A 21,314-nucleotide genomic window follows, 5' to 3' on the forward strand; every position below is an offset into this window, starting at 1 on the left:
CTGAACAGTGTTCAGCTGAACGGTGTTCAGGTTAAACCGGTCGGCGCCGCGCGGTCAACGGAACGGGTCGTGCCGGCGGGGCGTGAACCGAAAGCGGCGGCCGGCGGCGAGGACGTGGATCACGCCTCGCCGCCGGCCGCCTCGAATCCCTCGGCCCGCCCGCGGGTTACGCGGCCGGGGTGGTGTCGGCCTCCTGCTGTTCCTCGGCGGCCAGGGCCTGCACGGCCGGCCTCGTGATGACGACCGCCAGTCCGATGGCCAGCAGCCCGCCCACCAGCTTGCCGATGAGCAGCGGTCCGATGAGGTTCGGCTGGAAGTTCGCCGTGAACGCCAGGTGGTCGCCCACGAGGAACGCGGCGCAGACGGCGAACGCGATGCACAGCACCTTGTCCTTCGGCGGCATGTCCCGGATCAGGCGGAACAGCGCCAGCACGTTGGCCACGGCGGCGAGGAGCCCGGCGGTGCCCTCGGTACTCATCCCGACGCGGCGGCCGAGTGCTCCCAGCGGCCGGGCGAGCCCCTTGCGCAGCACGTAGACCATCGGGAACGCGCCGGCCAGCATGATGCCGATGTTGCCGGCGACCTCGAGGGCCCGGTACTGGTCCTCGGAGTCGGCGATGATCGGGTCGAAACCCCAGCTGCCCAACACGGCGGAGAACACGCCCGTGAAGTGCTCGATGATGCTCACCGCCAACACGAGTTTCAGCGCGGCGTCGAGGATCCGTCCGAACCAGATGAACAGGCGGATCATGAACTTCGGTGCGAACCACAACGCCGCCGCCAGCGCCGCGACGAACACCGCGAGCGGCAGCAGGTTGAGCAGCATCGAACCGGCGTCCAGCCCGGACAGCGCGGCGTCGGAGGCGCTGTCGGCGGAGACCTCACCGCGCACCGTCGTGGAGCTCGCGACCAGGATGGTCGTGGTGACCAGCACGCCGATGGGGATGGCGAGCACGCCCGACATCACGCCGAGTGCCATGTACCGGTGGTCCCGTTTGTCCAACATGGCCAGACCGACGGGGATGGTGAAGATGATGGTGGCGCCTGCCATGTAGCCGACCACGGTCGCCATGATCCAGCCGCCGGTGCTGGCCGCGGTTTCCTGCGCCAGTTGGTAACCGCCCATGTCCACGGCGATCAGGCTCGTCGCGGCGATCGCCGGATCGGCGCCGATGGCGTCGAACAACGGCCCGGCGACGGACTCGACGAGGGCGGACAGGTACGGGATGGCGGCCATGATCCCGGCGACCGGGATGAAGATGGCGCCGATGGAGTGCAGGCCTTCCTTGAACTCCTTGCCGAGGCCGTGCTCGTCGTCCCGGATCGATGCCACGGCACCGATCACGACGAACCCCATCATGATGTAGATGATCAGGTTCCCGAAGGACTCCACGTGTCCTCCTCCTTCCGGTGGGGGACGGGTCAGCGCAGGAGCGGACGCAGGTGGTCGTTCAGGAACACACCGTCAGGATCGAACTCGCGACGCACGGCGAGGAACGTGTCGAACTCGGGGAACAGCTCCTCGAGCCGATCGCGGGTCATGAAGTGGATCTTGCCCCAGTGCGGGCGTGCCTGGTACTGCTGCAGCCGCTGGTCGACGGCGCGCAGGAACGGCCAGTAGTCCGTGCCGGGAGCGCCGGACACGGAGATCACCATGGTGTCGCGCCGGTAGTTCGGTGACAGGTACGCGTCGTCGGCCGCGGTCCAGCGCACCTCGATGGGGTAGAGCTGGTCGGGGAACTCGTCGAGCATGAGCCGGCGGATCTTGTTGAGCGCCTCCAGGCCGTACTCGGCGGGCACCATGTACTCCATCTCGTGGAACGGCTCGTCGTATCCGCCCGGGTAGACCCGGTAGGCGCGGTCGGTGCGGTTGCCCACGTCGTCGGAGACGAGCCCGTCCGGCTCGGTGACCTCGACCTCGTCGTAGATCTTGACGTAGCAGTGGTTGTGCATCGGCTGGTCGGGAGGTGCCGGCAGCTGGTAAAGGTCCACCGAGTGGTCCGCGGGGCACCAGAAGAACGAGAAGTGCCGGTGATTGGCGATCAGCTCGTCCCAGGATTCCTCGATCTCCTGCCACGGCCGGTAGCTGATCTCCTCGGCGATGTAGTACTTGGGGGAGACCTCGAGTTCCACCTCGAGCATCACGCCGAGCGTGCCGAGCGCGACCTGTGCGGCGCGCAGCTCGCGCATCCGGTCCTCGCCGATCTCGACGACCTCGCCGCGGCCGTCGACCAGGCGCACCCGGCGCATCGCGGCCGACATGTTCGGCAGTTCGATGCCGGAGCCGTGGGTGGCCGTCGCGAGCGCCCCGGCGATGACCTGCTTGTCGATGTCTCCCTGGTTGGACAGCGAGAGCCCGGCGTTCCACAGCGGCTCACCGAGCTTGCCGACCGTGGTGCCCGCCAGCGCCGAGGCCCGCAACCGCTGCGGATCGGTCGCCGTCACGCCGCTGAGCTGCGTGAGGTCGAGCATGAGCCCACCGGTCGGCACGATCGGCGTGAACGAATGGCCCGTTCCGGCGACGCGCACGTTCATGCCCTGTCGGATCGCGTACCGGACGGCCTCGACGACCTCGGCTTCGTCCCGGGGTTGGGCGTACATGGACGCGGTGACGGTGTGGTTGCCCGCCCAGTTGGTCCAGACCCGGTCGTAGCTGGTGGGTGCGGACAGCGATGGCTCGGTCACGTGCATGCTCCGATCTTGTGCAGCGGATCTCGGTCAGCGTCTCGGCCGCGTTTCCACGCAGCAGGGCGGCGTGACAGTGCGGCCGGCAGCGGCCCCGCAGGTTCGGGACCGCTCAGGACGCGTCGATCACGACGTGCCGCGTCCGGGGAGCGGATGTCGGGCGGTCCTCGTGGAGCCCTGGGGCGGCTCCGGGGACGGACGCGGCCATCGGCCCGGTTCCGGTGGCCCGACTGTGTCGTCGTCATGGGACCTGCTCCCGAAGGCTCGTCGACGGAGTCGGCGGATCGGATTCTGCGGTGAACCCTGCCGGCGGCACCCCGAGTGGACGGCGGCGCAGGAAACATAAAACACTTAAATTTAAATGACAAGTCTGTGTGAAGCCGGGTGACACGGGGTCGCCGAATCGGTGCCGTACCGTGACAGTCGAGCGATTCGTTCCCGTCCGCACGTCGAACCCGCCTGGACTAGCTTGGTGAGCAGAGGAAACACAACGGTGTCGAGCTTCGCCGCGTACCTGCGGTTGGACGCCACCGAAGGTCCCGGCCTTCCGCAGAACGTGGCCCGGCAACTGGAGACGGCGGTCGCCGTCGGGCTGCTCAGCCACGGAGACCGGCTGCCACCGGAGTCGGAACTCGCGGCCGAACTGGGGATCTCCACCGGGACGCTCCGCCAGGCACTCGAGACCCTGCGGCAGCGCGGGGTCATCGAGACTCGCCGTGGCCGCGGCGGTGGCAGCTTCGTACGGACCGCCTCGCAGCCGCCGCCCGAAGCCGTGAAGAAGCGGCTGCGCGAACGCAGTGCCGACTCGCTACGTGATCTCGGTGACGCGTGCGCGGCCGTCGTCGGCGGTGCCGCGCATCTCGCCGCCCAGCGCGCCGTCGGTGAGGACGTGGAGCACCTGCGGTCGCTGGCCGAACAGTTCCGTCTCGCCGAGACCGCCGACGAACGACGTCGGGCCGACAGCCGTTTCCACATCGAGATCGGCGTGATCGCCCATTCGGCGCGGCTCACGCAGGCCATCGTCCATCTGCACGACGAGTTGGCATCGCTGTTCTGGATGGTCGGCGGGGAGGCCGGTCATCACCCGGTGACGGAGAGTGCGCACGCCGCACTCATCACGGCCGTTGACGGTGCCGACGCCGACGCGGCGCGTGACGTGGTGATGCGCAACGTCGAAGGCCGGGTCCAGCACCTGCTCGACCTGCACCTGGACCTGGCGGTGCGGGGTGAACCAGGATGACGGCTACGCGCGGGCGAGAAGGTGAAGGATCGTGAACGAGGGAGACCTGGCGTCGTTGCGCCGTTCCGCGGAATGCATCCGGGAGCGCATCGATCGTGTGCTGGCCGATCTCGCCGAGACGGCGAGCGATGTGATCCGGACACTCGCGACGGCGGAGCGGCCGCTGCGGCGCGCCGCGCTCACACACGTCCAGCCGGCGCTGCTGGCGGTGATCGACCGGCACCGTGGATTCGTCCAGGGCGTGGGGCTCGCGCTCGACGACGGCCACCTCGCCGACGCGGCACGCTGGATGGAATGGTGGCGCAGCGAGGACGGGGAGCCGGCCGAGTTCGTCAGTCACAACCTCGACCCCGCGCACAACTACTTCTACGACTACCCCGGCAAGGAGTGGTTCGCGCTGCCGCGCGCGACGCGACGGGCGGCGGTCACGGGCCCGTTCGTCGACTTCGGCGGAACCAACGAGCACACCATCACGTTGGCCGTGCCGGTGGCCCATTCCGACGGCTACGTCGACGTGCTGGGCGCCGATGTGGCGGTCGAGGGTGTCGAACGGCTGCTGATCGAATCGTTGCGATCGGCTCCCCAGGACATGGTGCTCGTCAACGAGCATGACCGGGTCGTGGCATCGACCAGTGCCCGATGGTGGAGTGGAACCCTGTTGCAGCGTGCGCCCGGCGACGGGTGGTCGCAAGCGGTCGACGTCGGCGGCCACGTGAGCTGGCGGCTCCTGACAGCTCACCGGTGACGGCGAGCTCACCGGTGCCGCGGCCGTGCGGACCCGGGACCACGCTGCCCGGGACCACGCTGCCCGGGACCACGCTGCCCGGGACCACGCTGCCCGGGACCACGCTGCCCGGGACCACGTTCCCGGGCAGCGCGGGCGCGTCGGTCGTGCTCGCGCGCTGCCCGGGACGCTCGTGGGACTAGTCGAGCAGGCCGCGCATCTCGGTGATCTCGGCTCGCTGGGTGTCGATGATGTTCCGGGCCAGTTCCCCGGCTTCCGGATTGATCCCGTTCGCGAGGTGCTTCTTGGCCATCCGGACCGCTCCCTCGTGGTGGGCGATCATCATGTCCAGGAACGACCGATCGAAGGCCGCGCCGCTGGACTGTTCGAGCTGTCGCATCTGGTCACCGGTCATCATGCCGGACATGCCGCCGTGGTCGTCGGATTCGTGGTCGCCTGACTCGTGGCCCCCGGATTCGTGGTCCACTCCGGACTCGGGCGCGTTCCACGCGGCGAGGAATCCGCGCAGCGTGGTGATCTCCGGGGCCTGCGCCTGTTCGATCTTCGCCGCGAGCCGGCGCAGCTCCGGACTGGCTGCCCGATCGTCGGCCAGCTTCGACATCTCGATCGCCTGCTGGTGGTGCGGGATCATGCCCCGGGCGAAGGTGATGTCGGCGTCGTTGTGCTCGGCCGACGCCTGCGTGCCGGACTCCGACGTGGTCGGGTCGGCCGGCGCGGAACTCGGGGTGCTTCCGGAGGTGTCCGCTCCGGTGCAGCCGGTCAGGACGAGGGCAGCGGTCAGTGCCGCGGCGGTGGCCGCCACGTTGGTGCTTTTCATGATGATGTGGGCTCCTGTGCGGATGAGATGTGATCGGTCCGGCTGCGGCGCTGGTGCGCCGAGCGGTGATCAGGTCCGCAGCACACAGAGCTGAGCGAGCCGGCGGGAGACCGGCGGCGGCCGCTGCACCGGCATCCGGCCGAAGGGTGACGGTGATCGCCTCGCTGGCGCCGCCGGCCGGACTCTGCCGAGCACCGACCGGGCGGCCGGCACGATGAGTCCGGCCGCGGCCAGTACCGCCAGGCAGAGATGGAGCAGCAGGTCGTGCTGACTTTCGTGATCGGCGGGCGGGGCGTGCTCGGTCTGCGGCTGGACCTCCTGCGTGACCGCGGCGCGCGGTTCGTTCGCCCTGTGCCCCGCGACCTCGTGCCCCGCGATCTCGTGCCCGGCGGTGGTGCTGGCGGCTCCTGCCGCAGCCGGTGAGGCGGGCGGGGTGACGAGCGCATGCATGCCCACGACGCCGAACAGAACGCACAGGGTCAGCAGCATCAGAAGCCACCACCGTGATCGCCCGTTCCGCATTGACGTCACCTTACCCGGCCGGGGTATCGGCCGTGTGTGGTGTCGGCCGCCGACGCGGGGCGGGGAAGGGGCAGGGGCAGGGGGCGAGTCCTGACTCACCGTCCGTGGGCGGCGGGTCGGACCTGCCGCGCCGGCGGAGGACGGGCGGGCCGTCCGCGACGGGCATGCGGCCGGGCCCCACCCGGCTACGCGCCGGTGCCGTCCGGGGCGAGGACGATGTCGAATCGCGCCGCGGTCCACGGGCGCCCGCCCAGATCGCGGCCGTCCGGCGGGGGAGTGTCCGCCTGCTGTTCCTCGAAGCGCTTGACCAGCGAGTCCTTGACCCCGAACACCGAGTCGCCGATCTCCAGCTGGGGGTCGCCGTCGACGAAGATGTGCGTGACGAGCGTGCGCAGGCCCTCGGCGGTCACCATGAAGTGCAGATGCGCGGCGCGGACCGGGGATCGGCCCGCGGCCTCGAGCAACCGCCCGACCGGGCCGTCGTGCGGGATCGGGTACGGCGTCGGCGTCAGACACCAGAACCGGAAACTCCCGTCCGACTCGGAGAAAAGGTGCCCCCGGCCTGCGACGCGGTCGTCGTCGTACTGCACGTCGTAGAAGCCGTCCTCGTCGGCCTCCCACACCTCGATGCGGGCGCCGGGCACGGGGTTGCCGTCGGTGTCGCGTACGGTCCCTTCGACCCAGCAGGGTTGTCCGGGTGCGCCACCCGCGATGTCGCCGCCGTTGCCCACCAGGGGCGCGCCGGAGACGAAGAACGGGCCGAACACGGTCGCCTCGGTCGCGTCGCGGTAGGCCTCGTTGTTCACGGCGATGGTCTGCATCGACGCTCCGAGCACATCGGACAGCAGGATGAACTCCTGGCGTTTGTCGTCGGTGATGTGGCCCGTGGCGGTGAGGAAGTCGATCGCCTGTTTCCACTCGTCCTCGGTGAGCCGGACGTCGCGGATGAAGGCGTGCAGGTGCCGGGTCAGCGACTCCAGCACCGCGCGCAGCCGGGCGTCGCCCGCGCCCGCGAACGAGGCGACGACCTCCTCGGTCAGCCGCTCCTCGATCCGGCGCTGCGCTTCGGACCCGGCGGGACCGGCGGAGGCCGTGGACGAGTCGTCGGTGGTGGTCATGCGTCGGCTCCTTCTCGGGTCGGACGAGGGCGGCTCGGGAGAGTCCGCGGCCGTGTCGGGTGGGTCATGCTGCCGGTGAGCCGTCGGTGCGGTCGAGGATCCGGCGCAACACGCCGAGCAGTTCGCGTTCGGGGTCGTCGACGAGGTGGTGGCTTCGCCACCCGACATGCTTGTCGGGCCGCACCAGGACGGCCCCGTCCTCGGCCACGCCGCACCGTTCGGCCCAGTCGAAGTACAGATCGGTCACCTCGCGGCCGGGCCCGATCACGACCGGCCGGACGGCTACGCCGAGCTCCGCGGCCGCCTTCTGCGCCGCCGCGGCCCACGGCTCGCCCGTGACGCCGGTCAGCAGGGTGAACCCCTCGTAGGCGGCCAGGTCGTGGGTCGATCGGCGGCGGTTGCTGTCGCCCACCCAGACGTGGGGCAGGCGGGCGCCGGGATGGGTCGAGGGGTCGTAGTACAGCTCAGGGTCGCGGGTCGGCTCGGGCCGTGGGGTGCCGTCACCGACAACCGCGGCCGACTCGGACGCGTCGTAGTGCTGGCCCAGTTCCACGCCGTGCGCGTTGAACTCGTAGTTCTTCAACGCCATGGCCTCGCGCACGGCGGCACGTTTCGCAGCTCCTGCGGGCGTATCGTCCTTACGCTCCTCCAGCCGTTCCTGCATCTGCTCCGCGTCGGTGGCCGTGTCGAGGCCGAGTGCGGTGAACAGCGCGCCGAACTCGCGGGCGGACGTGTTGGCACGCGTCACGATCTGCCTGGCCACGGGTGCGCGTTCGGTGGTGTAGGTCTCGAGCAGGCCCGCACCGGCGTGCCCCTGCAACACCGCGGCGATCTTCCACGCGAGGTTGTAGGAGTCCTGGACCGACGTGTTGGAGCCGAGGCCGTTGCTCGGCGGATGCTTGTGGACGGCGTCCCCGGCGCAGAACACGCGGCCGTGCTGGAGGCCCGTCGCGTACTGCTCGTTGTTGCCCCACAGTGAGACGCCGGTGATCTCGACGTCGAGGTCCGGGGCGCCCACGAGATTGCGCACGATCCCGGCGGCGTCCTCGTCGGTCACCTCGGGCGGTCCCTGGTCGATGTCGAAGCCCCACACGACGAGCCATTCGTTCCACGGGCGCACCATGCGCACGAGGCCCGCACCGATACCGCCGATGTCCGCGCCGGGCTGGATCACCCAGTACAGCACCGACGGGCGGTGACCGCAGAGGGCGGAGAGGTCGGCCTTGAACGTGATGTTCATCGACCCCGCGATGTCCATCCGCCCTTCGTAAGGCAGTCCGATGTCGGCGGCGACCTGCGACCGCGCGCCGTCGGCACCGATCAGATACCGCGCGCGGATCGTGTACTCGGTGCCGGCGAACCGGTCGAGCACCCGCACGTTCACGCCGTCGGCGTCCTGGGTGTGTCCGAGGTACTCGGTGCTGAACCGGGTCTGTGTGCCGCGCACCGTGGCGTTTCGCACGAGGATCGGCTCGAGGTAGGTCTGCGGGATGTCGCAGGGCATCGACGGTGACGCCAGTTCGTAGTCGGCCCGGCGTGCCGGATGATTGCCCCAGGTGAGGATGCGCCCGATCTCCTCACCGGCGATCGCCGTGCAGAACACCGTGTCGCCCATCAGGTGGTGCGGTGTGGCGTCGGCGAGCACCTGGTCCTCGATGCCCATGTCGCGGAAGATCTCCATCGTCCGCTGGTTGGTGATGTGCGCCCGCGGCGTGTTCGCCGTCCAGCGGTACTTGGTGATCATCGTGTTGCGGACCCCGAGGGTCGAGAGAAACAGCGCTGCGGACGCGCCCGCGGGGCCCGAGCCGACGATCAGCACATCCGTCTCGATCACGGCCGTGGTCGGTTGAGTGGTCTCGGCGAGCCCGTCGTCGAACGTCACCATGGCTGCTGGCCTCCGTCGTCGGCGTCCGGCCTCGTCGCCGGACCGTGGCCGACACCCTGCCAACGGACGGCCACGGGTAGGCCGGCGGCGGCGTCGATGGCGGAAACGAGCAAAACCACCGGGCCGTGGCTCAGTCGCGGGCGGCCTCCCGACGGTCGCGCAGGGGAGTGGTGCCGAAGCGCGCGCGGTAGCTGCGGGAGAAGTGTGCCTGGGAGGCGAACCCGTGACACGCGGCGAGCTCGGCGAGGGACCTGCCACGGGTCGCCGGGTCGGTGACGGCGGCCCGTGCCGCGTCGAGCCGGGCGGCGAGCACTGTTCGGGGGACGCTGTCGCCCGCCGCGGCGAACAGCCGGGACAGCTGCCGCTCCGACACGCCGACAGCGCGGGCGATACGACCCGCGGACAGTTCCGGGTCCGCCAGGTGCGCGGCGATGTACGCGTGCGCCGCCGCGAGATGGCCGCCGTCGGCCGGCTCCGATCCCACGACCGCCGGCAACAGCTCGACGACGCGCGACTCGAGCGCGTCCCAGTCGGTCTCGCCGCGGAGCCCGCCCGCCACGAGCGAGGCGAGCGCACGGCCGTGCGGCGAGCCGATGCCGATCGTGCGGGGCCGCGCGAGCCCGGAGCGGCCGGTCGCCTCGCGCAGCACACCGCGGGGCACCGCGAGGACGAGCTCGGTGAGCCCGCGGGAGAAGTCGCGGCGGAACGGCTGGTCGGCGTCGCACACGAGCGCCTGTCCCGGTGACAGCACCACACGGCCCTCCCGGTGGTGGAACGCTCCTTGTCCGGACAGCGCGAAGTAAACGACGACGCCGTCGCCGGGAGACGTCGCGATCTGCCCGGGGCCGCGTTCGACGACGTGCGGTGAGCCCGTGACCTTCGCCAGCCGCAGCCGGGAGAGGCTGAGGTTGAGCTCGGTCCCGGTGAACGGCCGCTGACCCAGCGGCCGGGCGCGGAGCCCGACGAGGGAGCGCACGTTGTGCTCCTCCCACGCCGCCAGTCTGCGGCGCTCGGGGACGTCGCCGGTGTGGAAGCGGGTCAGGCCGTGCACGGTCACGGGCGTCCTCCGGTCACGGGAGCGGGTACGGATCGGGCTCTCATCGGCCGACCGCGGCGGCGGTGGCGGTGGTGGTCCACGGTGCGCTTCATGCCGCGCCGGATGGTTCGGCGAGCGCCTGCCTGCGGAACTGGGCGGGCGTGAGGCCGGTCTCGCGTTTGAAGACCTGCCCGAAGTGCGACGGCCCCGCGAACCCCCAGCGGGCGCCGACGGACGACGCGGCCAGCTGTGCGAGCGCTGGGTCGGCCAGGTCGAGCCGGCAACGTTCCACGCGCCGTCTGCGGATGTACCGCGCCACGGTCGTGCCGGTCGATTCGAACAACGCGTGGAGCGCGCGCGGCGACAGGAAGTGGGCGGCCGCGATCCGGCCAGGGCCGAGATCGGCATCGGACAGGTGCGCGTCGATGTAGCCGAGGACGCGCTCGAGCTGGTGCTCGTCGGGCGAGCTCGGCCGAGTGTGCCGGCCGAGCTCGCTGAGCAGCATGGTGCCGACGAGGGTCATCAGCGAGTGCACCGTCGTGTGCCCGTGGACACCGAGCGCCTCAAGGTTGCGGTTGACGCCCAGAATCGTGCTCCAGACGGCGTCGTTGAGGCCGGGAGCACAGGTCATCGGCCGGGCGGTGAGCTCGGCGAGACGATCGGCGTCGTGCGGCGCGATCGCCGTCTTCGGGAACCGGATGCACGTCGAGCGGTAGCCCTCGCCAACGGTGAGGGCGGCGGGCCTGCTGGAGTCGTAGAGCGCGAACAGTCCGGGTTCGAGAGCGGCGACCCGCTCGTCCTGCTCGATGCGGATCCGCCCGTCGAGTTGCAGGGTGAGCACGTAGAAACCGGTGTCGGCCTCGCTGATCGTGGTGTGGTCGCGGTAGGCGGCATGCGGTTCCGAGGTCATGTCGATGAAACTGACCCCGTGCAGGTATCGCTCCCTGACCGTGCCGGTGAACCGGTCGGGCCGGGGGCAGTCGAACTCGAAACTGAGCACGCTGCGCCGGACGGCGTCCTTCCAGGACGGGAACGTGACCGGGTGTTGCGACGGCCCTGTCACGGTGAACTGCTCCGTGAGCGACGTAAGTGACATCGTTGTCATCTCCACAGCTGACGACTGCACGTCGTTCGGGACACAGTACCCAGCGGGCCGTGTCGCACACCATCACCGAGTTTCGGGCGGGAGGTGGTGCGCGGGTTCGACATCGTCGTGCGCTCTGACGTCACACACCGGCAGGCGGCGTTCCTACAGTTCGCCTCAACGGATTTCTCAGTGTGGAGGAGCCAGGCGATGACATACGTGACAGGGTCGCACCACGTGACGCTCTCCGTGGCGGACGCCCAGGAAGACGTCGATTTCCACGTCAAGGTCCTCGGCATGCGCTTCATCAAGCGCACCGTGCTGTTCGACGGCTCCCTGCCCGTCTACCACCTGTACTACTCGAACGCCGCGGGTGATCCCTCCAGCGTGGTGACGACGTTCCCGTGGGCGCAGGCCGGCTTGTACGGCACCCGTGGCACCAACCAGGCGCGGGAGGTGCTGCTGTCGGTGCCGGACCATTCCCTGGACTTCTGGTACGACCGGCTCGCCGCCCACGACATCGAGGTGGCGAACGTCGAACGGTTCGGCAAGCGCAGGCTCGCCTTCCGGCACCCCTCGGGCATCGAGTACGTGTTCGTCGGCAACAACGGGGACGAGCGGATCGGCAATCCCGGGTACGGGGTGCCGCAGGAACACGCGATCCACGGCATCCACGGTGTGGGCGTGCACATGGCCACACCGGACCGCATGGTCGAGTTCGCGGGCGAGTCCTTCTTCGCCACCGGCGGCCTCACCGAGGAGGGCTCGGTGCTCGGGATGCAGATCGGCGACGCGAAGCACGGCAACCACCTGGAGATCACGGTGAACCGGCGCGACGACCAGGGAACCTGGGGTTATGGTGCCGGCACCTACCACCACTTCGCGTGGAACCTCGACACGCTCGACAACCAGGATGCGGTGAAGTTCGCCGTCGAAGGACGGGGCTACACCGATATCTCGGAGCTCAAGGACCGCAAGTACTTCAAGAGCGTGTACGTCCGTACGCCCAGCGGGGCCCTGTTCGAGCTCGCCGTCACGCACGCCGACGGCGGCTGGACGTGCGACGAGTCGCCGCACGAGCTGGGCAGCCGGTTCCAGCTGCCCGAGCAGTTCGAGCACCGCCGTGAGGAACTGCTCGGCCGACTCGAACCGATCGACATCTGAACACCGGTGAGGTGGCTGACATGACGGCACCGCATGTGGCGGGCGGCCACGAGTTGACCGTCCGCCGTGGACAGTTCTGGGTTCCCGGCGAGCGCGTCGCGACCGACTACGGCACCGTGCAGCGCGCACCGATGTTCGTCTCCTGGGAGGCGCCGCCGGAGAGCGTCCACCCCGTCCCGCTGGTGCTGGTGCACGGCGGGGGCGGCCAGGGCACCGACTGGACCGGAACGCCGGACGGCAGGCCTGGCTGGGCGACGCGCTTGGTCGAGGCGGGGTTCGCGGTCTACGTCGTCGACCGCTGCGGACACGGACGCTCGCCGTACCACCCCGACGTGGTGGCACCGATGGGCGCGCAGCTGCCGTACGAGGCCGCGCGGGCCCTGTTCCTGCCCGAAGAATCGCGGGCGGCCCAGACGCAGTGGATCTGCGAGCGCGACGTCGGCTCCGATCACCTCGACCAGCTCGTGTGCCCGATGGGACCGTTGCCGGCGGATCTGGCCGAATCGCAGCGGTTGGACGCCGACCGGCTGGCCAGGCTTCTCGATATCGTGGGCGAGGCGGTGCTGGTGACTCACTCGGCCGGCGGACCGGTCGGCTGGCTCACCGCGGCCGCGCGGCCCGGGCGGGTCCGCGGCATCGCCGCCATCGAACCGGTCGGCCCGCCGTATGCGGAGATCCCGGGGCTCGGCACGCTCACCTGGGGACTCACGAGTGCGGAGATGCCCTGCGACCCGCCGGCCGGCTTCCCCGAGGAGGTTGCGGGACGGCGGATCCCGGGGCTGGCGGACAAGCCCGTGGCCGTGGTGACCGGCGGCGCCTCGGCGTTCGCCGACTTCGCTCCGCAGGTCGTGGACTTCCTGAACGGTGCGGGAGCCGCCGCGCGACGTATGCACCTGCCTGACCTCGGCATCACCGGCAACGGCCACGGACTGATCTTCGAGGCCAACTCGGACGAGACCGTCAAGCCGGTCATCGATTGGATTCTGACCACCGTCGCGCCGCAGCAGCAGCAGGCCGCGGAACGGACCAAAGGACGGACATCATGAACAACCTGCACGTCAGTGAGCACTTCGACGCGCTCATGGAGCGCCTCGACAGCATCACCCCGGTCTTGGAGGAGAACGCTGACCAGGGCGAGGAACTGGGCCGGCTGTCCGACGAGGCGGCGAAGGCGCTGTGGGAGAGCGGGGTCTTCAAGGTCGGCGTCCCCCGCGAACTCGACGGCTACGAGTTCTCCCCGCGGCAGGTGATCGACACGATCGCGAAGGTGTCCTACGCCGACGCCTCGGCGGGATGGGCGTTCATGGCGCTGCAGATGATCACCGGGACGACCGCGGCGTACCTGGGGCAGGAGGCGATCGCCGAGCTGTTCCCGGACACGGCAGACGACCGGTACGCGCTCATCGCCGGCCAGGGCACCAAACTCGGGACCGCGGTGAAGACCGACGGTGGGTACCGCATCAGCGGGCATTGGCATTTCGCGTCGGGGATCTCGATGGCGACCCACATCCACACCGCCGCGCTGTGTGAGGAGACCGGTGAGGCGCTGATCTTCACGCTGCCCAAGGAGCAGGCGACCGTGATCGACAACTGGGACGTCATGGGCCTGCGCGGGACCAGCAGTCACGACTACGTCTGCGAGAACCTTTTCGTCCCGGAGAGTCACGTCTATGACATCGCGACCACGGACACCCGCCACGGCGGCGCGATCTACCGGATGGGACTGGCCAACATGTCCGGCATCTGCCACACCGGGTGGGCGCTCGGGGTCGGCAGGCGGATGCTCGACGAGATGCGGGCACTGGCGGCCAAGAAGAGCGGTGCTCCGAACGCGTCGGTGGACACCCAGCAGTTCTACGCGGAATACGCCCAGGCCGAGGCGAAACTGCGTTCGGCGTGGGCGTGGGCGATGGACGTCTGGGCCGCCAACGAGGCCACATTGGACGCCGGTGAGGTCCTGACCACCGAGCAGGAGACGCTCACGCGGCTGATGCTCAACAACACGACGTGGTCGGTGCACGCGGTGGGGCAGACCGTCTACAAGTGGGCGGCCACCGCGGCGCTGCGACGGGGCGTGCTGCAGCGGTTCTTCCGCGATCTCCATGCGGGTACCCAGCACGTCACCTCGGGCCCGGTGGTGCTGCAGAACTGCGGGAAACTCCTGAGCGGCCTGGCGCCGAACGCGCGGTGGGTGTTCCTGGAGCTGCAGGAGGCATCGTGATGACCGAGCGCGACGAGGACCTGGCCCAGCGGTTCGCGGCCGCGTTCCGTGCCCATCCCGCCGGGGTCGCGATCATCACGGCCGATGACGGCGCGGGACCGGCCGGACTCACGGCGACATCGGTCATCTCGCTCAGTGCCCGTCCCGCGGTGCTGGCCTTCTCGTTGTCGGCGCAGTCGTCGGCGTCCCCGCGCATCGAGGCGGCGGGGACGGTGGTGGTGCATCTGCTGGGCGCCGGGGAGGTCGAGTTGGCGAAGCGGTTCGCAACGGGTGGTATCGACCGATTCGCACCGCCCTGCCGGTGGCATCGGCTGCCGACCGGTGAACCCGTCCTCTCGACCGTGGGCACGTGGCTGCGGGGCCGGATCGCCGACCGGGTCCCGGCCGGCGGATCGACACTCGTCGTGGTCGACGTCGAGGAGGCCGATCCGGGCACGGCGGCGGAGGTGCCGCTCGTGTACCGCGACCGCACCTGGTACGCGCTCGACGAACGGGCGGTGACGACGTGAGCCCGCCGCTGCAGGAGTGGGGCGTTCCGGCCGACCGGGCCGAACTGGCCGTGCTCGCCGTACACGGCCGGGGCCAGGATCCCGCGTTCATGCGGGACACGTCGATGCGATTCGGCCAGGTGCCGGTCCGGTTCTTCGCCCCGGAAGCCGACGGCAACACGTGGTACCCGCTGTCGTTCCTCGAACCCGTCGAACGCAACGAACCCGCGCTCGGGCGGTCGTTACGTGTACTGGAGGACAGTCTCGTCGGGATCGCCCGGGCCGGGTTCGATGCGCGGCGTGTGGTGCTCTGGGGCTTCTCCCAGGGTGCGTGCCTGTTGTCACACCTGATCCTCACCGCGCCGCGGCCGGTGGCCGGTCTCGTCCTGCTGACCGGTGGTTACCTCGGCACGGAACCGCCGCTGGTGCAGGGGGAGCGGTTCCTGCGTGGCGTGCCGGCCGTGGTGCGGAGTGTCGAGAACGACCCGTGGGTGCCGCGAGACCGCGTCGAGGCGACGGCGGACGTGTTGCGCCGGGCGGGTGCCGCGGTCGACGTGCGCATCGATCCGGGCGATGAGCACATCATCACCGACGAGGCGTGCCGGTCGGCCACTGACCTGCTGGCCGGGGCCGCCGCGCGCACATCGCAGGTGTGACCCGGCTTCCTGCCACATCTGCGCCGGGACCACGATGGGCGCGGTCCGGGAGGCAGTCGTCCCGCGGCGAGATGGATGACTGCCCCCAGGGTCGGGGCACGATCGGGTGAGAATCGCTGCGGGCGGCAGCAGGCGGGACGGCGTTCCGGTCCCCGAGACGGGTGCGGGAAGGGGAGACCCGCCGACCCCGCAGGCGGCTGATCGCCGGGATGCGCAGGCGAAACCGGTATCGGACGGCCGAGCTCGTGGTGAGCGTGGGCGCGACGGCCGCCCCACCCGTCCACACCACTGGGCGGGCGTTATCGTGGCGCGACAACACGGTGATCAACCCGTGACAACGACGTCGTCGGCGGTCGAATCGGCCGATCCGGTGGCATAGCGCAGAAAACGGCCATGGCGTCGTCCGCGTCGTCGCGCGACGGCGTCCTGTGGTGCGGTCGCACGCGGTCGCCGGTGCATCCGGGGCCGTCGCAGTTCCCGCGTCGTCACCGTTCCCGTGGTTTCGCCTCGCGGCAGTGAGCGGCGGACCGATCCATGGCGTGCCCGCACCGCAGGCCGATCCGTCAATCCCGCCCGGCAGGAGGTATCCGCACCGTGCTCGAAGCGAAGCGTCACAAGGTAGGAAGGGTGGCCCGCGAGGTCTACCGCGCCATGCGTGACCAGGCGCGCACCCAGGACGTCGAACGACTCGAAGCCGAGGTGGCGGAACTTCGCAAGGATGTCAGGCGTGTGCTGGACCGGGTGGTGGAGTTCGAGATCCGGTCGCGGCGCGACACCGTCTACGCGGGGGATCAGGAGGCGGCGCTCGAGAGCCACCATTTCGCCAGGGAGAACATGATCGGGGCGGAGCACTTCCGGACCCCGGCCGAGACGCTGCGCCACGCCGTGTCGCTGGCTCCGACCGGTGGTATGGCGCTCGAGTTCGGCGTGGCCACCGGCAACACGCTCCGGCTGATCACGACGATCCGGGACGACAAGCAGGTCTTCGGGTTCGACTCGTTCCAGGGGCTTCCGGAACCGTGGCTGGTCGGGATCCAGGCGGGCACGTTCGCGCGTGAGGACCTGCCGGAGGTGCCCGGCGCGGACCTGGTGGTCGGCTGGTTCGAGGACACGCTGCCCGATTTCCTCGACCAGCATCCCGGTCCGGTGGACTTCCTGCACGTCGACAGCGACCTCTACAGCTCGGCGAAGACGGTCCTCGATCTGGTCGGTCCCCGGCTGCGGCCCGGCAGCATCGTCGCGTTCGACGAGTACTTCAACTACCCGGGCTGGCAGGAGCACGAGCACCGGGCCTGGCAGGAGTACGTCGAACGTACGGGCACCGAGTTCACCTACGAGGCCTACACGTACGCGAACCGTCAGGTGGTCGTGCGGATCACCGGCTGAATCGCCGCGCGGCCCGTCGCGCCCCGTGCCGCGCCGTTCCCCGTGATGCGGCCGGGGCTCGATTCCACGGCCGTGCGGAGGGACGGGCCGCGGCCGGACGCGGGGCTCGCCGGGCCCGGGGAGCTCGGGTTGCAGGATTCGGGCGTTCAGCCGGGGTCGGGCGGGTCACCGCGCCGTTCCGGGTGCTGCGGCCGTGACATCGAGCGCGCGGACCTCGGCGAGGCTGTCGGCCAGGGTGCGGCTGCCGAGTACATTGAGGACGGCCTCTTCGGTGTCGGCACTGAGCCGGCTGAAGAACTCCGCCGTGTTCGCGGTCACCTCGCAGGACGCGGCGGTGTCGGGGCGGCACGCCCACAGCGGCTTGTCGCCGATCGAACACCGGTAGATCTCGGCGAGGGTGATCTCCTCGGCGGGTTTGGCGAGCCGGGCTCCGCCGGCGCGGCCCTTCGTCGATTCGACGAGGCCGCCGTGGACCAGGGGTACCAGGAGTTTGCGGACCAGGCTCGCGTTCGTCGCGAGGACCTCGGCGAGCTGGGCCGAACTCGACGTCGGCGGATCGGCGGGATCCTGCTCGGCGGTGACGGCGAGGTAGAGCAGCGCCTTGAGCGCGCTCGAGAATCTGATGTCCAGCACGTGCTCGTTCACCGCCCTCCGTGTCGCGGCTCCAGCGTACCGGTGCCGAGCTGCCGAGCCATTCCCGCGCGCCGAATGGTATGTAACACAGTTGCAGTTCCGGTGCGGATATGTATGTTTGACGGGAGCAATTTTTGTCCCGGGGCTCGGGTTGCGGCGCCGTCGCCGACGACGCGTCCGGCCCCGACAGTGCACCGTCGAAACGCAGTAGGAGCAGCATGTCCACACGCGCGGCACAGGTCCTCGCCCGCCCGTTCACCCTGGGATCGGCGGAGCTGCCGAATCGGATCGTCATGGCACCGATGACGCGGGCGTTCTCGCCGTACGGAGTCCCGAACGAGGATGTCGCGGCGTACTACAGCAGGCGGGCCGCGGCCGGCACCGGGTTGATCATCACCGAGGGCACGTACATCGATCACCCGTCGGCGGGCGACATCGGCAAGGCGCCGCGGTTCCACGGCGAGGACTCCCTCGCCGGTTGGCAGCGCGTCGTGGACGCCGTGCACGCCGAGGGCGGCACGATCATGCCGCAGCTGTGGCACGTGGGGATCCAGCGAGTCGCCGGGAAACCGCCGTATCCGGAGGCGCCGTCGGTCGGCCCGTCCGGGGTGGCGCTCGACGGTACCGAGCGTGCGGGGGAGACGCTGACCTCGTCGGACGTCGACCGCATCATCGAGGCGTTCGCCGAGGCGGCCGCGCAGGCCGAGCGGATCGGCTTCGACGGCGTCGAACTGCACGGCGCCCACGGCTACCTGATCGACCAGTTCCTGTGGGAGCGCACCAACCGGCGAACCGACGCCTACGGCGGTGACGCGGTTTCGCGGACGAAGTTCGCCGCCGACATCGCGGCGGCCGTGCGCGAGCGCGTGTCGCCCGAGTTCCCGGTGCTGTTCCGGTTCTCGCAGTGGAAGGCCGACAACTACGACGCGAAGCTCGCGACGACGCCGGACGAACTGCAGGCGCTGCTCGGCCCGATCTCCTCGGCCGGCGTGACCGCGTTCCACGCATCCGGCCGTCGTTACTGGGAGCCGGAGTTCCCCGAGTACGACTCGGCGCTCAACATCGGCGGCTGGGCCCGCAAGGTCACGGGCAAGCCGGTCATCACCGTCGGTTCCGTCGGTCTCGACGCCGTCTTCAGTCCGGAGACGTTCCAGGGTGCGGGCGCCGGCGTGCAGAGCATCGAGGGACTGATCGAACGTTTCGAACGCGACGAGTTCGACCTGGTGGCCGTCGGCCGGGCACTGCTCGCGGACCCGGAGTGGGCACGCAAGGTGCTCACGGGTCGCGAATCCGAACTCGTCCCGTTCACCAAGGACTCCGTCCAGACGCTCCACTGACGGCGGGTCGCGGCGCGCGGAGCCGATGCGGTCTCGCTCGGTACCTCACAGCGCGGCCGGCGAATCATCGCGTCGGCGGCTCAGCGCTGTGAGGTCGTGGCGGCCTCCGCGGCCGAGGTGGTGTAGAGGTCCCGCTGGAAGCGTTCCCGGATGGAGGCCACGGCGACGAACGTGACCGCGGCGGTGGCGATGATGTACAGCGCCACCGACCACGAACTGCCGGTCGCCGCGAGCAGTGCGGTCGTGATGAACGGCGCGAGCCCGCCCGCGAACACGGACGCGAACTGGTAGCCGAGTGAGGCGCCGGAATAGCGCACGTCCGCGGGGAACATCTCCGCATAGAGCGTCGCCTGTGGTCCGTACATGGTCGCGTGGATCGTGAAGGCGACCAGCAGGGCGAGGAACACCAGCGGTACCGATCCGGTGTCGACGAGCCAGAACATCGGGAAGGCGAACGCCGCCATCAACACGGTGCCGGTGAGGTACAGCTTCTTGCGGGTGCCCATGCGGTCGGTCAGCGCGCCGAAGAACGGCATGGTGACCACCTGCGTCAGACCCGCGATCATCACGCACCACAGGATCGTCGCCTGGGACATGCCGATGTGTGTGGTGGCGTAGTTGAGCATGCCGCTGATGAGGAAGTAGAAGGTGGCGTTCACGACGAAGAACGCGCCGGCCGCCTGCAGGATCTGCCGCCAGTGCGAGCGGACTGCGTCCACCAGGGGCGCTTTCCGCAACCCGGCTTCGTGTTTGGCGGTGGCGGTCTGTTGCTGCAGTTCGCGGAACACGGGCGTGTCCTCGATCTTCAGCTGGACATAGCAGCCGATCAGCACCAGCAGGAGGCCGGAGAGGAACGGGATGCGCCATCCCCAGCTGGTGAACTGCTCCTCGGTCAGCGCGGTGGTCAGCAACACGAAGAACAGGTTGCCCGCGACGGCGCCGAGAACCGCGCCGGTCTGCACCAGGCTCCCGTAGAACCCGCGGCGTGCGACCGGTGCGTGCTCGGTGAGCAGCAGCGCGGCCCCGCCCCACTGCGCGCCGACGCCCAACCCCTGAATCAGGCGCGCGACGACGAGGAGGATCGGAGCCCAGACGCCGATCGTGGCGTAGTCGGGCAGCACGCCGATGGCGAAGGTCGCCACGCCCATCAGCAGCATCGCGGCGACGAGCGGCGGTTTCCTGCCGAATCGGTCTCCGACGTGGCCCGCGATGATGCCGCCGAGGGGACGTGCGACGAACCCGACGGCGAAGGTGGCGAACGAGGCCAGCGTGCCGGCCACCGGACTGGCAGCGGGAAAGAACAACGGCCCGAGCACCAGTGCCGCCGCCGTGGCGTAGATCAGGAAGTCGAACCATTCGAGGGCGGTGGCGAATACCGCCGCTGCGGCGAGTCGCCCCATCTTGGTGGTGTGATCCGACGGGTTCATGCGCGTCCACCTCCGGGTCGCGTCATTGCGTCCGTGGTGCCGGGACGGGAGAGTTTTGTGGGAACGACAAGAACGATCGTTCGTGCACGTTAGCGAAGCGGTGTGTCCGCGGCAAGAGGTACCGGAGTGACGTACCGGAGTGGGGCGGCGGAGTGGGGCGGCGGACCTGATCAGCGGGGTAGCGGCCCCTCGAGTAGTGCGAGGGCGTAGCGGGCGTACTGCTCTGCCAGTTGGCCGCGACTCAGCGCGCCGTCGCGGCGGTACCACGACGCGATCGCCGCGACGGCGCTGAGGATCGCGCGCGCGGCGTCGCGTGCGTACGGCGTCCGGAACGCACCGTCGGCGGCACCCTGGTCGATGATCCGTTCGAACGTCGCCTGGGTGGCATCGCGATGCGACACGAGCGCGGTCCTGTCGTCGGGCTCGAGGTAGCGCACCTCGTTCGTGGCCACGAGCGTCGCGACCTGGTGATCGACGACGAAGCCCACGTGGGCGCGGACCGCCTCGCGCAGCTGCGACGGCGCGTCGTCCCCCGCCTCCTCGACCGCACGCAGCACGCGGTGCTGCAACTCGTCGTTGGCGTGCCGGAGCACCGCGGCCAGGAGTTTCGACTTCGAGGGGAAGTAGTTGTACAGGTTCGACAGGCTCGTTCCCGCCCCCTTTGCGACATCGCGCATGGAGGCTCCGTTGAAGCCCCTGGTGCCGAATGCCTCCAGTGCGGCGTTGAGGATCACGGCCTCGTTGCGGCGACCCGTGTCACGGACGAGAGCTTCGGGCGAACGAGCATTCATACACGTACCGTAGCCGACTGAAACGGGGCACGAGTGGCGCGTTGACAGCAGGCATCGGAGGCTGGTTGTCTCGACAACA

General features: G+C 69.9%; 20 protein-coding genes. 9 read left to right on the top strand and 11 right to left on the bottom strand.

Annotation, left to right across the window (positions count from 1 at the left end; translation table 11 throughout):
- Positions 1–166 precede the first annotated feature (166 nt).
- The gene (gene eutH / locus LY40_RS25800) at positions 167–1,393 is read right to left on the bottom strand and encodes an ethanolamine utilization protein EutH (RefSeq protein WP_258938435.1); all 1,227 of its coding nucleotides are present in this window, start codon (positions 1,391–1,393) and stop codon (positions 167–169) included.
- Between the two features lie 29 nt (positions 1,394–1,422).
- Positions 1,423–2,685, bottom strand: a complete 1,263-nt coding sequence (locus tag LY40_RS25805; RefSeq protein WP_183786911.1) for a D-arabinono-1,4-lactone oxidase — start codon at positions 2,683–2,685, stop codon at positions 1,423–1,425.
- Between the two features lie 493 nt (positions 2,686–3,178).
- Here LY40_RS25805 and LY40_RS25810 point away from each other — a divergent pair, with 493 nt between their 5' ends.
- On the top strand, positions 3,179–3,925 hold the full coding sequence (locus tag LY40_RS25810; RefSeq protein ID WP_258938436.1) for a FadR/GntR family transcriptional regulator: 747 nt from the start codon (positions 3,179–3,181) through the stop codon (positions 3,923–3,925).
- 31 nt (positions 3,926–3,956) lie between these two features.
- Entirely contained in the window at positions 3,957–4,670 is a 714-nt protein-coding gene (locus LY40_RS25815; RefSeq protein WP_183786909.1) for a cache domain-containing protein, read from the top strand.
- Between the two features lie 178 nt (positions 4,671–4,848).
- Here the strand turns inward: LY40_RS25815 and LY40_RS25820 are convergent, their stop codons facing one another.
- From LY40_RS25820 to LY40_RS25845, 6 genes are all read right to left on the bottom strand, one after another.
- Entirely contained in the window at positions 4,849–5,487 is a 639-nt protein-coding gene (locus LY40_RS25820; protein WP_258938437.1) for a DUF305 domain-containing protein, read from the bottom strand.
- A 69-nt stretch (positions 5,488–5,556) separates the two neighbouring features.
- Positions 5,557–5,976 (bottom strand): DUF6153 family protein, encoded by a 420-nt coding sequence (locus LY40_RS25825; RefSeq protein WP_258938438.1) that lies wholly within the window; start codon positions 5,974–5,976, stop codon positions 5,557–5,559.
- Between the two features lie 218 nt (positions 5,977–6,194).
- A complete protein-coding gene (locus tag LY40_RS25830) occupies positions 6,195–7,127 on the bottom strand; it encodes a hydroxyquinol 1,2-dioxygenase (RefSeq protein ID WP_258938439.1) in 933 nt (310 codons plus the stop codon).
- Between the two features lie 64 nt (positions 7,128–7,191).
- Positions 7,192–9,012: an FAD-dependent oxidoreductase gene (locus LY40_RS25835; RefSeq protein WP_258938440.1), complete on the bottom strand. Its 1,821-nt coding sequence runs from the start codon at positions 9,010–9,012 to the stop codon at positions 7,192–7,194.
- A 130-nt stretch (positions 9,013–9,142) separates the two neighbouring features.
- On the bottom strand, positions 9,143–10,069 hold the full coding sequence (locus LY40_RS25840) for a helix-turn-helix domain-containing protein (RefSeq protein ID WP_183786904.1): 927 nt from the start codon (positions 10,067–10,069) through the stop codon (positions 9,143–9,145).
- An 88-nt stretch (positions 10,070–10,157) separates the two neighbouring features.
- The gene (locus LY40_RS25845) at positions 10,158–11,144 is read right to left on the bottom strand and encodes an AraC-like ligand-binding domain-containing protein (protein ID WP_258938441.1); all 987 of its coding nucleotides are present in this window, start codon (positions 11,142–11,144) and stop codon (positions 10,158–10,160) included.
- Positions 11,145–11,342: 198 nt separating this feature from the next.
- Here LY40_RS25845 and LY40_RS25850 point away from each other — a divergent pair, with 198 nt between their 5' ends.
- The 6 genes from LY40_RS25850 (at position 11,343) to LY40_RS25875 (ending at position 17,047) form a co-directional block, all read left to right on the top strand.
- The gene (locus tag LY40_RS25850) at positions 11,343–12,296 is read left to right on the top strand and encodes a VOC family protein (RefSeq protein ID WP_183786902.1); all 954 of its coding nucleotides are present in this window, start codon (positions 11,343–11,345) and stop codon (positions 12,294–12,296) included.
- A gap of 20 nt (positions 12,297–12,316) precedes the next feature.
- On the top strand, positions 12,317–13,342 hold the full coding sequence (locus LY40_RS25855) for an alpha/beta fold hydrolase (protein ID WP_258938442.1): 1,026 nt from the start codon (positions 12,317–12,319) through the stop codon (positions 13,340–13,342).
- Complete coding sequence (locus LY40_RS25860; protein WP_183786901.1) at positions 13,339–14,517, top strand: acyl-CoA dehydrogenase family protein; 1,179 nt, start codon at positions 13,339–13,341, stop codon at positions 14,515–14,517. The genes LY40_RS25855 and LY40_RS25860 overlap by 4 nt, the downstream gene beginning before the upstream one ends.
- Positions 14,517–15,026 (top strand): flavin reductase family protein, encoded by a 510-nt coding sequence (locus tag LY40_RS25865; protein ID WP_258938443.1) that lies wholly within the window; start codon positions 14,517–14,519, stop codon positions 15,024–15,026. The genes LY40_RS25860 and LY40_RS25865 overlap by 1 nt, the downstream gene beginning before the upstream one ends.
- The gene (locus LY40_RS25870; RefSeq protein WP_258938444.1) at positions 15,023–15,661 is read left to right on the top strand and encodes an alpha/beta hydrolase; all 639 of its coding nucleotides are present in this window, start codon (positions 15,023–15,025) and stop codon (positions 15,659–15,661) included. Before LY40_RS25865 ends, LY40_RS25870 begins: the two co-directional genes overlap by 4 nt.
- A 594-nt stretch (positions 15,662–16,255) precedes the next feature.
- Entirely contained in the window at positions 16,256–17,047 is a 792-nt protein-coding gene (locus LY40_RS25875; protein WP_258938445.1) for a class I SAM-dependent methyltransferase, read from the top strand.
- A 165-nt stretch (positions 17,048–17,212) separates the two neighbouring features.
- Here LY40_RS25875 and LY40_RS25880 read toward each other — a convergent pair whose 3' ends face one another.
- A complete protein-coding gene (locus LY40_RS25880) occupies positions 17,213–17,692 on the bottom strand; it encodes an RrF2 family transcriptional regulator (RefSeq protein ID WP_258938446.1) in 480 nt (159 codons plus the stop codon).
- A gap of 206 nt (positions 17,693–17,898) precedes the next feature.
- Between LY40_RS25880 and LY40_RS25885 the strand changes: the two genes are divergently transcribed.
- Positions 17,899–19,017, top strand: coding sequence for an NADH:flavin oxidoreductase (locus tag LY40_RS25885; protein ID WP_258938447.1), 1,119 nt, complete (start codon positions 17,899–17,901; stop codon positions 19,015–19,017).
- 80 nt (positions 19,018–19,097) lie between these two features.
- Here the strand turns inward: LY40_RS25885 and LY40_RS25890 are convergent, their stop codons facing one another.
- Together LY40_RS25890 and LY40_RS25895 are read right to left on the bottom strand one after the other, a co-directional pair.
- Complete coding sequence (locus LY40_RS25890) at positions 19,098–20,444, bottom strand: MFS transporter (RefSeq protein ID WP_183786897.1); 1,347 nt, start codon at positions 20,442–20,444, stop codon at positions 19,098–19,100.
- A 170-nt stretch (positions 20,445–20,614) separates the two neighbouring features.
- Positions 20,615–21,235, bottom strand: a complete 621-nt coding sequence (locus tag LY40_RS25895; protein ID WP_183786896.1) for a TetR-type transcription factor C-terminal domain-containing protein — start codon at positions 21,233–21,235, stop codon at positions 20,615–20,617.
- Positions 21,236–21,314 lie beyond the last annotated feature (79 nt).

This window comes from Prauserella salsuginis (assembly GCF_024648885.1).
In the GTDB taxonomy this organism is placed as follows: domain Bacteria; phylum Actinomycetota; class Actinomycetes; order Mycobacteriales; family Pseudonocardiaceae; genus Prauserella; species Prauserella salsuginis.